This window comes from Amycolatopsis silviterrae (genome assembly GCF_042684085.1).
Taxonomy (GTDB): Bacteria; Actinomycetota; Actinomycetes; order Mycobacteriales; family Pseudonocardiaceae; genus Amycolatopsis; species Amycolatopsis silviterrae.
In genome coordinates this window covers 1-11,994 of sequence record NZ_JBHUKS010000033.1, presented here as the reverse complement: position 1 = coordinate 11,994, position 11,994 = coordinate 1, and the positions used below count along the sequence as shown (strand labels likewise).

The 11,994-nt window shown below is 71.7% G+C and carries 14 protein-coding genes; 10 read left to right on the top strand and 4 right to left on the bottom strand.

The features are described from left to right. Positions 1 to 6 precede the first annotated feature (6 nt). Positions 7 to 426 (bottom strand): nuclear transport factor 2 family protein, encoded by a 420-nt coding sequence (locus tag ACFSVL_RS38765; protein ID WP_378311851.1) that lies wholly within the window; start codon positions 424 to 426, stop codon positions 7 to 9. A 118-nt stretch (positions 427 to 544) separates the two neighbouring features. Here ACFSVL_RS38765 and ACFSVL_RS38760 point away from each other — a divergent pair, with 118 nt between their 5' ends. Further along, positions 545 to 1,222, top strand: coding sequence for an IclR family transcriptional regulator (locus ACFSVL_RS38760; protein ID WP_378311849.1), 678 nt, complete (start codon positions 545 to 547; stop codon positions 1,220 to 1,222). A 1-nt stretch (position 1,223) separates the two neighbouring features. Here the strand turns inward: ACFSVL_RS38760 and ACFSVL_RS38755 are convergent, their stop codons facing one another. Together ACFSVL_RS38755 and ACFSVL_RS38750 are read right to left on the bottom strand one after the other, a co-directional pair. Further along, on the bottom strand, positions 1,224 to 1,874 hold the full coding sequence (locus ACFSVL_RS38755; protein ID WP_378311847.1) for a response regulator: 651 nt from the start codon (positions 1,872 to 1,874) through the stop codon (positions 1,224 to 1,226). Then, positions 1,871 to 3,082: a sensor histidine kinase gene (locus tag ACFSVL_RS38750; protein ID WP_378311845.1), complete on the bottom strand. Its 1,212-nt coding sequence runs from the start codon at positions 3,080 to 3,082 to the stop codon at positions 1,871 to 1,873. Before ACFSVL_RS38750 ends, ACFSVL_RS38755 begins: the two co-directional genes overlap by 4 nt. Before the next feature lie 167 nt (positions 3,083 to 3,249). Here ACFSVL_RS38750 and ACFSVL_RS38745 point away from each other — a divergent pair, with 167 nt between their 5' ends. The 5 genes from ACFSVL_RS38745 to ACFSVL_RS38725 are packed head-to-tail and all read left to right on the top strand — an operon-like array spanning position 3,250 to position 7,832. Then, positions 3,250 to 4,689, top strand: coding sequence for an ArnT family glycosyltransferase (locus ACFSVL_RS38745; protein ID WP_378311843.1), 1,440 nt, complete (start codon positions 3,250 to 3,252; stop codon positions 4,687 to 4,689). Then, complete coding sequence (locus ACFSVL_RS38740; RefSeq protein ID WP_378311842.1) at positions 4,686 to 5,303, top strand: GPP34 family phosphoprotein; 618 nt, start codon at positions 4,686 to 4,688, stop codon at positions 5,301 to 5,303. The genes ACFSVL_RS38745 and ACFSVL_RS38740 overlap by 4 nt, the downstream gene beginning before the upstream one ends. A gap of 48 nt (positions 5,304 to 5,351) precedes the next feature. Further along, on the top strand, positions 5,352 to 6,116 hold the full coding sequence (locus ACFSVL_RS38735) for an isocitrate lyase/PEP mutase family protein (RefSeq protein WP_378311840.1): 765 nt from the start codon (positions 5,352 to 5,354) through the stop codon (positions 6,114 to 6,116). A gap of 10 nt (positions 6,117 to 6,126) precedes the next feature. After that, positions 6,127 to 7,137, top strand: coding sequence for an aminotransferase class V-fold PLP-dependent enzyme (locus tag ACFSVL_RS38730; RefSeq protein WP_378311838.1), 1,011 nt, complete (start codon positions 6,127 to 6,129; stop codon positions 7,135 to 7,137). 32 nt (positions 7,138 to 7,169) lie between these two features. Next, the gene (locus ACFSVL_RS38725; RefSeq protein ID WP_378311836.1) at positions 7,170 to 7,832 is read left to right on the top strand and encodes a hypothetical protein; all 663 of its coding nucleotides are present in this window, start codon (positions 7,170 to 7,172) and stop codon (positions 7,830 to 7,832) included. A 183-nt stretch (positions 7,833 to 8,015) separates the two neighbouring features. On the opposite strand, the gene ACFSVL_RS38720 is transcribed toward ACFSVL_RS38725, so the two are convergent. Beyond that, positions 8,016 to 8,936, bottom strand: coding sequence for a ferritin-like domain-containing protein (locus ACFSVL_RS38720; RefSeq protein WP_378311834.1), 921 nt, complete (start codon positions 8,934 to 8,936; stop codon positions 8,016 to 8,018). 134 nt (positions 8,937 to 9,070) lie between these two features. Here ACFSVL_RS38720 and rimP point away from each other — a divergent pair, with 134 nt between their 5' ends. The 4 genes from rimP to ACFSVL_RS38700 form a co-directional block, all read left to right on the top strand. Next, on the top strand, positions 9,071 to 9,604 hold the full coding sequence (rimP, locus tag ACFSVL_RS38715; RefSeq protein WP_378311832.1) for a ribosome maturation factor RimP: 534 nt from the start codon (positions 9,071 to 9,073) through the stop codon (positions 9,602 to 9,604). Next, positions 9,601 to 10,647, top strand: a complete 1,047-nt coding sequence (gene nusA / locus ACFSVL_RS38710; RefSeq protein WP_378311831.1) for a transcription termination factor NusA — start codon at positions 9,601 to 9,603, stop codon at positions 10,645 to 10,647. Before rimP ends, nusA begins: the two co-directional genes overlap by 4 nt. 89 nt (positions 10,648 to 10,736) lie before the next feature. Continuing rightward, positions 10,737 to 11,039, top strand: coding sequence for a YlxR family protein (locus ACFSVL_RS38705; RefSeq protein WP_378311829.1), 303 nt, complete (start codon positions 10,737 to 10,739; stop codon positions 11,037 to 11,039). An 88-nt stretch (positions 11,040 to 11,127) separates the two neighbouring features. Further along, positions 11,128 to 11,994: translation initiation factor IF-2 N-terminal domain-containing protein (locus tag ACFSVL_RS38700; protein WP_378311827.1), on the top strand; the 867-nt coding region annotated here is incomplete at its 3' end.

Below are 11,994 nucleotides of genomic sequence, written 5' to 3'. Positions count from 1 at the left end.
TGTTTCTCAGGGCTCGCGGTGCACGGTGCGGCGGCGCACGCGCCAGCCGTCCGCAGTGCGCGCGAGTTCGTCGTCCAGCACGGTGAGCCGGTGCAGCCGGGGGGAGCCGCCTTCCGGCGTCCCGACGATCTGCAGATAGGCGAGCGCTCGCAAGGCATCCCCGGACTGTCCTAACCGGACCTCCACAGTGGACACCACGTGCCGCAGCCGCTCGCCGGACTCGACGCACCCGGCGTGGAACCGCTCGGCGAACGCGGTCAGCGCGGCCGTGCCGGCCGCGGGCTCCGGGTAGCTGGGCGAGACGAACTCCCCGTCCGGGGTGAACGTGGCGGCCCAGCGCGCGGCCTGCCCGGAGTCGATGGCGTGGCTCTGGCGGCCGTAGAGCTGATGCACCGCCAGCACGTCCTCAACCGGGACTTCGCTCATGTCCGAGACCTCGATCCGCAAGGGGAGTTGCCGGGAGCGGCAAACGTGCTATATTCGCACGCACCGTGCGATATGTAGGAACAGTAGGTCGCCGGACAACTGTCGTCAAGGGAGCCGTGTGTCCGAATCGGGGACGTCGAAGACGCTGAGCCACGGGCTCCAGGTGCTGGAGCTGCTGGTCGAGCACCCGCAGGGGCTCACGATGACCGAGATCGCCGACGGCATCGGCGTGCACCGCACGGTCGCGCACCGGCTGGTGCGCACGCTGGAGGCGCACCATCTGTGCCGGCGCGACCGGTTCAAGCGGATCTCGCTCGGCACCGGCCTGGTGCGCCTGGCCGAGCCGGTCGAACAGGACCTGCGCACGCTCGCCCGCCCGCTGCTGGAGGAACTCTCGGACGCCGGCCGCGCGTCAGCGCACCTGGTGGTCCGCGAAAACGCCGAACAGGTGCGGATGCTGATGATCGTGGAACCGCGGCAGGCGCGGATGCACGTGTCGTTCCGCAGCGGCCAGCTGGACCCGATCGGCCGCGGTTCGGCCGGGCTCGCGCTGCTCTCGGCGGAACCGCCGGTGGACGGCGAACGCGAGGAGATCACCCGCGCCCGGACCAGGGGCTACGCGGTGTCGGTCGGGGAGATCGCGCCGGGGATCACCGGGATCTCCGCGGTGGTGCCGACCGGCCGCGACGCGCCGGGCACGAGCATCGGGCTGTCGCTGTTCGAGGCCCCGGACCCGGACGAGCTGGGCCGGCTGGTGGTGGCCTCGGCGCAGCGGCTGGGTTCGCTGCTGAAGTGAGCTAACGGCCGACGAGCCCGGCTTCGTGCGCGAGCAGTCCGGCCTGGGTCCGGTTCGTGCAGTCGAGCTTCACCAGCATCCGCGACACATAGCTCTTCACCGTCGCCTCCGCCAGGTGCAGCCGACCGGCGATGTCCGCATTGGACAGTCCTTCTCCCAGGCAGGCCAGCACATCCCGCTCCCGCTCGGTCAACCCGGCGGTCCGGCGGCGGGCCTCGTCGTCGCGACGGTGGCCGTCTGAGGACAGGGCCACCAATCGGCGCGCGGCCGAGGGCGAAAGCACGGTGTGCCCGTCCGCGGCGACCCGCACAAGGCCGATCAGGTCTTCCGGCGGCGTCGACTTCACCAGGAACCCGGCCGCGCCCGCCCGGAGCGCGCGGATGACGTAGGTGTCCGCGTCGAACGTCGTCAGCGCCACGACCGCGGGCGGTTCCGGCAGCGCGCAGATCCGTTCGATCGCGGCCAGCCCGTCCACGCCGGGCATCCGCAGGTCCATCAGCACCACCGACGGCCGGTGCCGGATCACTTCCTCGACCGCCTCGGCACCGTCCTGGGCCTGGGCGACGACCTCGATGTCGCCGGCCGAGCCGAGAATCGTGCGCAGGTGCGCGCACACCATCGGCTCGTCGTCGGCCACCACGACCGTGATCACCGGGCAGCACCTTCCGTGGTCGGGACGTAGGCGGGAAGTATCGCACCGAGCCGGAACCCGCCGCCCGGCACCGGGCCCGCCTCGAAGGTCCCGCCGACGAGTTCCACCCGCTGGCGCAGTCCGCTCAGCCCCGCGCCGGAGCCGCTGCCCGCGAGCGCCGCGTCCGGCGGCCGGGTCGCGCGCGTGTTGGCGACCGCTACGTCCAGCCCGCCCGGGTGGTACCGCAGCGAAACCGTCGCCGAACAGCCCGGCGCGTGCTTGCGGATGTTGGTCAGCGCCTCCTGCACCACGCGGTACGCGGTGCGCGCGACGGTCGGCGACACCGAAGTCCGGTCCCCGGTCACGGAAAGCTCGGTCTCGATACCGACCGCCACCGACTCGGCGACCAGGTCCGCCACCTCGCCGGGCAGCGGCGGATTCGGTACCGGAGGTTCGATCCCGGTCCCGTTGCGCAGCACGCCGACCAGATCGCGCAGTTCGTCCAGGGCGTGCGCGCCCTCGCGCCGGATGTCCTCGGCGGCCGACTTCACCGACGGATCCGGCGACGTCACGCCGAGCGCGCCCGCATGCAGCACCATCAGGCTCAGCCGGTGGGTGACCACGTCGTGCATCTCGCTGGCCAGCCGCCGCCGCTCGGCCGCCAGCGCCTGTTCGGCGAGCAGATGCTGTTCGCGTTCCGCGCGTTCGGCCCGGTCCCGCAAGGAACTCAGCAACTGCCGCCGCGCCTCGAAGTACAGCGAAATCGCCACCGGCAGCGCGGTGCCCAGCAGTCCGAACGGCGTCGTGTTCCACGCCGGGTTCCACGGCCGCGTCGCCAGCAGGGCCAGGAAACCGGCGATCCACAACAGCCGTCGCCGGTCCAGCTGCCGGACGAGCTGAGCCAGCACGATCGGCGTGATCGTCGGGACGGTCATCAGCGTCGGCTGCCGGGTCGGTACGAGCAGGCCGGGGGAGAAGAGGTCGGACGCCAGCATCGCCAAGGAAGCCACGATCAGCAGGCCGGCCACCGCGTTCGGGAAGCGCGCCATGAGCAGCAGCGACGCGTCGCAGACCAGTTCCAGGACGAGCGACGCGTACGGCCCGAGGAACCCGGTGGTGGGGCCGGCGGCGAGGAAGAGCCCGACGTCGAGGCAGGCGAACACCAGCGCGGCGCCGCCAAGCCAGAACCAGTCGGTCTTCCGCGGCCAGGGATGGCACGTGCTGGTCACCCGGTCACGGTATCCGCTCGCCCGCGCGAACGCGCTGGATCCGCACCGCTCGGAGGACGGCTACCGCCGAAAGTTGCGGTTCGGCCGCGAGAGATCCACTTTCGTCGCTGCGAGTCGCTACCGAGCACGCTTACCCCGCACCCGCCCGGCGCGGTGGACTCGACGCCATGACGAGCGAAGGGATCCCTCGGTTCGCCCGGCTGCCGGTCTTGGCGGTCGCGGCGGGCGCCGTCGCGCTGCTGATCGCGACGAGCACCCGGTACGCGCACGGGTTCGACGAGCTGTATTTCCTCGTAGCCGGTCGAGATCATCTGGCCTGGGGGTATTTCGACCAGCCGCCGCTCGTCCCGCTGCTGGCCGGCACGCTCGACCAGTGGTTCCCCGGGTCGCTGGCCGCGCTGCGCCTGCCGATGGCGCTCGCGGCCGGCGCCGGGGTCGTGGTGACCGCGTTGACCGCCCGCGAACTTGGCGGCGGCCGCGGGGCCCAGTTGATCGCGGCCGGGGCGTACGCGACTTCGGGGCTGATGATCATCAGCCATTGGGTCGCGACGTACGCGCTGGACCCGTTCTTCTGGACGCTCGTGGTGTTCCTGCTCGTGCGCTGGACCCGGACCCGGCGCGACGGCCTGCTCGTGTGGGCCGGAGTGGTCACCGCGGTGTCGCTGCAGACGAAATTCCTGATTCCGGCGTTGTGGGGCGCGGTGCTGGTGTCCGCGCTGGTGCTCGGGCCGCGGAAGCTGGTGTCCCGGCCGAAACTGTGGCTGGGTGCGCTGATCGCCGTCGTGGCCACCCTGCCGACCTTCCTCTGGCAAGCCACGCACGGCTGGGCGTACACCCGGATGAGCGAAGTCGTCGCGGCCGAATTCCCCGGCTATCTCACCTTCGTGCGCGACGGTTTGCTCGGCGCGGGAATGGGAATCGGCGTGCTGGCGCTGCTGTACGGAATGTGGCGGCTGCTGCGTTCGCCGGACCTGGTGCCATACCGGTATCTCGCGGTGGCGTTGCTGCTGGTCGCGGCGGTTGTCCTCGTCACGCACGGGCGGTCGTACTATTTGATGAGCCTGTATTCGCTGCCGTTCGCCGCCGCCGCGACGGAGCTTTCTCGACGGAATCTGGTGCGGTGGTGGAAGGTTCCGGCCGGAATCGCCTTCGCGCTTTCCGTCGCGGTCACTGTGGCCGGTCTTCCGGTGTGGCCCGCTTCGATGAAAGCCACGTCGTTCGGACCGTTTCCGCTCGGCACCGTGTTCGCGGCGGGAGAGACCGCGCAACAGCAACTAGCGGACGGCGTCGGGCAGACGTATCTGTCACTGCCCGAATCAGTGCGCCGGGAAACCGCCGTATACGGGGAAATCTACCCGTTCGCCGCAGCCGTGGAATACTACGGCCCGCGGTACGGGATCAACAGTGTCTACAGTGGACATCGAGGATACTGGTACTTCGACCGCCCGCCGGATTCCGCGCGAAATGTGCTCTTCGCGGGTTTCGACCCGGCGTTGCTGCGACCGTACTTCTCTTCGGTGACTGAAGTGGTGCCCGGGCTGATGTGGCTGTACACCGGGCGGAAGCAATCCTGGGAAACGATCTGGCCAGAGGTGAAGAAACAATGAGCGACTCCCTGCCCGCGCGAGCGTACTTCCTCGCCTGCGACCCGGCCTCTCGCCGCTCCAGCACGGCCCTGCTGGTCCGCGCGGCCGCGGTGACCGACCTGGTGCTGCGCGGCAACCTCCGCGACCAGCGCGGCCACGCCGAGCCGACCGATGCCGCCCCGACCGGCGACCTCCTGCTCGACGACCTGCTCACCGACCTCCGCACGCACAGTCCGGCGTCCTGGCGCGCATTACTCCGGAGGGGCCGGAACGACACGCTGCAGTCGCTGGAAACGCAACTGTCCGCGTCGGGATTACTCGAGGAGGGCACCACTTCGTTCTTGCGCCGCAAGGTTTTAGTCCCTGCCGACTCTTCACGGGTACGCGAGGCACACGCGGACCTCAAGCGCGCTTTAGCCGCGCCACTGTCCGAAGTAGACTCTCCGACCGCCGCGCTGGCCGCACTAGCCGCAGCCTCCGGCGTCGGGGTGGCGCGATCGGAAGCCCGCAAACACGCCGACCGGCTGGCGGAACTGGAGAAGCTGGCCGGACCGGCGGTCCCGGCCCTGCGCAAGGCGGTAGCCGGTCGACGCGCCGCGCGGATCGCCGCCTTCTCCGGCGGCTCCGGGGGCTGACCGACGGTTCGGCCGCCGCCGAAGCATCGGCGTCGTACCGTGGCGGGCATGACCTCCTTCGCCGCCTTGCACGTCCCAGGCCGTCCGCTGTTGCTGCCGAACGTCTGGGAGTTCGGCTTCGCCGCCGCTCTCGCCGACGCGGGTCACCCGGCCGTCGGCACGACCAGCCTCGGCGTCTCGGCCGCCGCCGGTCTCCCTGACGGCGCCCCGGACTCCCGTGCCGCGACCGTCGCACTGGCGAAAGCGCTGGCACCACTGGACATCCTGGTCAGCGTCGACCTCGCCGACGGATTCAGCGCCGACCCGGCGGCGGTCGCGGACCTCGTCGCGGAACTCGCCGACGCCGGGGTAGCGGGCGTCAACCTGGAGGACGGCCGCGGCGACACCCTCGCGCCGATCGTCGTCCAATGCGCTCTCCTGGCGAAGGTTCGGGAACGCGTCCCGGGCATGTTCCTCAACGCCCGCACCGACACGCATTGGCTCGGCGCCGGCCCGGTCGCGGACGCCGTCACCCGGGCCCGCGCCTACGCCGACGCTGGTGCCGACTGTGTCTTCGTCCCCGGCCTGCACGCTCCCGCGGACGTGACAGAGCTGGTCGAAGCCGTCGAGGTGCCGGTGAACCTCCTGCACCTGCCCGGGAAAGCCACTTTCTCCGGATTGGCTTCTTTGGGTGTGGCGAGGGTCAGTCTCGGCTCAACTCCTTACCGGGTAGCACTTTCCGCCGCACTGGCCACAGTGGACTCCGTCCGGGAGGGGGCGGAGCTGCCGATGAAGCCGCCTTCGTACGCGGAAGTCACGGCATTGCTCCCGTAATCTGAGCGACATGATCTTCGGAGGAAGCACCGACTTCGCTGTCCCCGCCGGATACCTCAACACGCCCAGCATCGGGATCCCGCCGACGCCCGTCGGCGAAGCGGTCGAGGCCGCCGTCCGCCGGTGGCGCACCGGACAGGACACCCCGTCCGGCTTCGACGAGGCGGTATCCCGTTCCCGGAGCGGATTCGCGCGGCTCGCCGGAGTCCCGGCGGAGCGGGTGGCGATCGGCGCGTCGGTGTCGCAACTGGCAGCGAACGTCGCCGCCGGCCTGTCCCCGGAAGCCCGCGTGCTCGTCGCCGAGGGCGAATTCACCAGCGTCACGTTCCCGTTCGCGCAGCGGGCCAACGTCACCGAAGTGCCGCTCGCGAAGCTGTCGGACCACGTCGAAGGCCACGACCTCGTCGCGGTCAGCCTCGTGCAGTCCGCCGACGGTGCGATCCTCGACACCGCCGCGCTGCGAGCCGCCGCCGAAGCCGCGGACGTGCCGGTCATGATCGATGTCACGCAAGCCGCGGGCTGGCTGCCGCTGGACGTCGCGTGGGCCGACTGGATCGTCTGCGCGGGCTACAAATGGCTGTTCTCGCCGCGCGGCTGCGCCTGGCTCGCCGTGCACCCGCGAGCGCGCGAACGGACCCGCCCGGCCGCCGCGAACTGGTACGCCGGCGACGATCCGTGGTCCTCGGTATACGGAATGCCACTGCGCCTGGCCGGAAACGCCCGCGCCTTCGACCTTTCGCCAGTGTGGCTGTCCCACGTCGGCGCAGCGGAGGCGTTCGACTACTTCGCGTCACTGGACCTCGCCGCGGTCCGCGAACACAACGCCGGGTTGGCGGATTCCCTGCTCACCGCCGCCGGACTGGAGCCGAGGGGGAGCGCGATCGCGGCGCTGGACGCCGACCCGGCGCGGATCGCCGAAGCCGGAGTCGTCGCGAGCGTCCGCAACGGCCGGGTACGGGTCGGTTTCCATCTCTACAACGGCCCTGACGACGTCGAACGCGTTCTGGGCGCATTGGGCTGAGCGCCGGGGACGCGGTGAACTACGGTGTTCCCGTGTCCCATCCGCACTTCACCCCCGGTCCTTCGGACACGGCCCCGATCCCGGCCGTGCCCGCGCAACCGGGTCCGCCGCCCGGCCCGCCGCGCAACCGCGCCCTGCTGCTGCGCGGAGCCGGGCTCGTGGCGATCGCCGTCGTGGCCGGGCTCGTCTGGTACCTGATCCGGCACGAAAGCACGCCGGAGGAGCCGGTCGCCGAACCCCCGGCGACGACGAAGCCCGCGTTCGACTACAAGCTGGCCGAAGGCCCCACCAAGGCCACCGACTGCGCCGCCAACGCCTACTCGGGCGCCAAGAAGTACTTCCAGGACAACCCGTGCAAGTCGCTGGCGCGGGCGCTGTACACGGTGCAGTCCGGCGACGCGAAGGCGCTGGTGTCGGTCGTGCTGGTCACCATGCCCGACGAGGCGAAGGCGACCGAGCTGAAGCAGCTCACCGACCGCGACGGCACGGGCAACGTGAGCGACCTCGTCCGCGACGGCACCTTCCACGACACCGACGCCCCGAAGTTGAGCGGCAACGAGGCCGAGTACGAGTCGAAGGCGACCGGCACCGAGGTGACGATCGTGCTCACGGACTTCTACTACGGGCACCACGACAAGAAGCTGCTCACGCGGATCGCGAAGAACGCGCTGAACCTGTCGAGCAAGCTCCGCTGAGTCGTGAGTGGCGATGCCGGTTCTAACCGGCATTGCCACTCACAACCCTCCGGCCAGGCACTGCGGCAGCCGCAGCCTTCGGGCCTGCCCGCGTCCGCCCCGCACCGGCAGGCGCGGGGGCGTGTGTGGCTGGGTCTCGTGAGTGGCAATCCCGGTTCTAACCGTGATTGCCACTCACGAGGCTCAAGACGCCTGCCCAGGCAACGCCACCGCAGCCGGCTTAACCCCAGCCTCCTGCCGCCAAGGCATCCCGCGCCGCGCCGCAGCCACCAACGCCTGCAACGCCATCCCGCGCAACCCCGAGTCGTCGGTATGCGTAAGCACCGCAAGCCAAGCCGCCGCAGTGTCCGCCTCAGCGCTAGCCACGAGCGCAGCCGCCGAAGCAGTGTCCGTAACCGGCTTAGGCGGCACGTACGCGGCTTCAGGAGCCACCGGCGTCCCCGAAGCCGAAGTGATCATCTGCGTGACCACGTCGCGGCGCGCGGTGTGCTCCGCGCGCCCAGACTTCACCGCGTCCCCGAAGTCGCCCGGCAGGAACGCCGTCACCAGCCCGTACACCCACAACGACGCGTGCTCGGCCGCCAGCGCCTTCTGCAGCGAGTCCACCGCGTCCTTCGGCACTGACGAGGGAGCGGCAGCGGCCTTCGCGTCGGCGCCCGGCCCGAGTTCCGGCGCGACCCGCTGCAGCCCGGCGCACCCGGCGGCCACCGACGCGACGAGCCCGGCCCGGTACGCCGGCAGCGCGGGCACCAGGTCCTCGGCCTGCTTGCGCGCGGCGGCGAGCCGGTCCTTGAACCCGCCCAGATCGGCGGGCGCGGGCGCGACGTTCGCCGCCTTCTTGGGCCGGTTCAGCCGGTCCACCTCGGCTTTCAGCGCGGCGGCCTGCGCGGCTCTGGCGTCGGCCACCTGGCCCGCCGCGTCGCCGCCGGAGGGCAGCTTCCTGGCCGCGGCGGCGTCCGCCTCGGCCATCGCCAGCAGCGGGGCCAACGGGTCGGGGGCGTCGTCGTAGCCGCCCGAGCAGGCGGCGAGCGGCACAGCCGCGGCGACAGTGGCGCTCAGTGCGCCCAGACGCAGCACGGCGCGCCGGGAGAAGTCTGCGGTCACGTCGGCCCATCCTGCCAGGCCGCCCGGGTGCGCCGCCGCTCGCGCGTCCTGGCGGGGGCGCAGGATAAGCTTGACCTTCACCGACCACAGCCGTGACCAGCCCGCGTCACGACGGCCGAACAGGAGTGCTCCACGTGCCCAACGAACTCGCCAGCCGGCTGGAGCCGATCGTGGCCGCAGCCGTCACGACCGCGGGTTTCGACCTCGACTCGCTCGAGGTGCAGCAAGCCGGAAGGCGACAGCTGGTGAAGGTGGTCGTCGACTCCGACGACGGCGTCGGGCTGGACGAGGTCGCCGAGGTCAGCCGCACCGTCTCGGCCGCCCTCGACGAGAACGAGCACGTGCTGGCGAGCGCCTACACGCTCGAAGTCACCTCGCCGGGCCTCGACCGCCCGCTCACCCAGCAGCGGCACTGGCGGCGCGCCCGCTTCCGCCTCGTCAAGATCACGCCCGTCGAAGGGGCCGCCTACCTCGGCCGCGTCGGGCACGCCGGCGAGAAGAGCGCGCGGGTCCTCGTGGACGGCCGGATCAAGGACGTGTCCTACCAGTCCGTCGCGAAGGCCGTGGTGGAAGTCGAATTCAAGCAACCGCCCGCTGAAGAACTGAAAACCCTGACCGAAGACGGCGCTGCCGAAGACGACAAGGACAAGAAGGAGGAGTCGAAGTGAACGTGGACATCGCCGCGCTGCGGGCGATCGAACGGGACAAGGACATCCCCTTCGACACGGTCATCGAGGCCATCGAGACCGCGCTGCTCACCGCGTACAAGCACACCGAGGGCCACCAGCCGCACGCCCGGATCGACATCGACCGCAAGACCGGCCTCGTCCGCGTCCTCGCGCACACGCTCACCTCCGACGGCGAGGTCGACGAGGAGTGGGACGACACCCCCGAGGGCTTCGGCCGGATCGCCGCCACCACCGCGCGCCAGGTCATCCTGCAGCGGCTGCGCGACGCCGAGCACGAGAAGACCTACGGCGAGTTCTCCGCGAAGGAGGGCGAGATCGTGGCCGGCGTGGTGCAGCGCGACGCGCGCGCCAACGCCCGCGGCATGGTCGTGATCCAGGTCGGCGACACCGAGGGCGTGCTGCCGCAGGCCGAACAGGTCGCGGGGGAGTCCTACGAGCACGGCACCCGGATCAAGGCGTTCGTGTTCGGGGTGTCGCGCAGCAACCGCGGCCCGCAGATCATGCTGTCGCGCTCGCATCCGAACCTGGTGCGCAAGCTGTTCGCGCTGGAGGTCCCGGAGATCGCCGACGGCACCGTCGAGATCGCCGCGGTCGCCCGCGAGCCGGGGCACCGGTCGAAGATCGCCGTGCGCTCCACCATCCCCGGCGTCAACGCCAAGGGCGCCTGCATCGGCCCGATGGGCGCGCGCGTGCGCAACGTGATGAGCGAGCTGGCCGGCGAGAAGATCGACATCATCGACTGGTCCGAGGACCCGGCCAGGTTCGTCGGGAATGCTTTGTCGCCGGCGAAGGTTGTTTCGGTACGTGTCGTGGACGAGCGCGCCAAGACGGCGAGGGTCGTGGTGCCCGACTTCCAGCTGTCGCTCGCGATCGGCAAGGAAGGCCAGAACGCCCGTCTCGCGGCCCGGCTCACCGGCTGGCGGATCGACATCCGCAGCGACGCCGCACCCGCCGAGGCCGAGGGTGAGCAAGACCACGCCGGCCAGGCGCGGCCCGCCGCGGCAACCGGTTCGGCCGACTGAAGGTGCAGGCGCTAGACTCGACAACGGTTCAAGACCCGCGAAGGGCTACTGGGGACACCCCCGACCTCCAGCGTCACCGGCAGTCGCCGGTGCGCACGTGTGTCGGCTGCCGGAAACGGGACTTGACCGGCGAACTGCTGCGCGTGGTCGCGGCGGACGGGCGGCTGGTCGTCGACGAACGTCGGCGGCTGCCGGGCCGGGGAGCGTGGCTGCACCCCGGAACGGCCTGCCTGGCCAAAGCCGAGCGGAAGCGGGCGTTCCCCCGGGCTCTTCGGGCCCAGGGCGCGCTCGACGCCGCGAGGCTGCACGACCACGAGGCGTTCGCCGCGGACGACGACGCCGGGACACCCCCGGGGTCGCGAGAAACAAGGAAGCAGGTCGACCCGTCATGAGTCAGCCGTGAAGCTGAAGCCATGAACGCGCGACGATAAGGACGAGGTCAGCGGGTCCCCGCCTGGCCTCCCCTAGATGAGGAGAGCTGTGCCAGGCAAGGCCCGTGTACACGAGCTCGCTAAGGAGCTCGGCATCACCAGCAAAGAAGTTCTCGCCAAGCTGAAGGAGCAGGGCGAGTTCGTGAAGTCCGCGTCGTCCACCGTCGAGGCGCCCGTCGCCCGCCGGCTCCGCGACGCGTACCCCGCCAAGGGCGGGAAGAAGCCCGGTCCCACCCCCGGACCGCGGCCCGCTCCGGCCCCGAAGCCGCCCGCTCCGCAGCAGCAGAGCGCCGCTTCGCCGGCCCCGTCCGCTCCGGCCCCCGCGCCGCAGCAGGCCCCGGCCGTGAAGCCGGGTCCGCAGGCGGCCAAGCCTGCCGCGTCCCCGGGCCCGAAGCCCGGCGGCCCGCGTCCCGGCCCGCGCCCGCCCGCTCCGGCCCAGCCGGCCCCGGCTCCGGAGGTCCCGGCCGCCAAGGCCGAGCCCGCCGCGCCGAAGCCGGCCCCGAAGCAGCAGGACGCCGCGGCGTCCGCCGGTTCGGTCGTGCCGCCCAAGCCGCAGGGCCCCAAGCCCGGCGGTCCCAAGCCCGGTCCGCGCACCCCGCGGGTCGGCAACAACCCGTTCGGCGTCGGTTCCGGTTCCCCGGCCCCGCGCCCGCCCGCCCGCCCCGGCCCCGGACAGGGCGGCGACAACCGTCCCCCGCGTCCGGGCGGCGGCCAGGGCGGCGGCGGAGAGCGTCCGCCGCGTCCCGGCGGGCAGGGCGGCGGCAACCGGCCGAGCCCGGGCAACATGCCCCCGCGCCCGAACCCCGGCATGATGCCGGGCCGCGCCCGTCCGGCCGGACCGGCAGGCGGCCGTGGCGGTCCTGGCGGCGGCGGCGGTCGTCCCGGTGGCGGCGGCGGTCGTCCCGGCGGCGGTGGC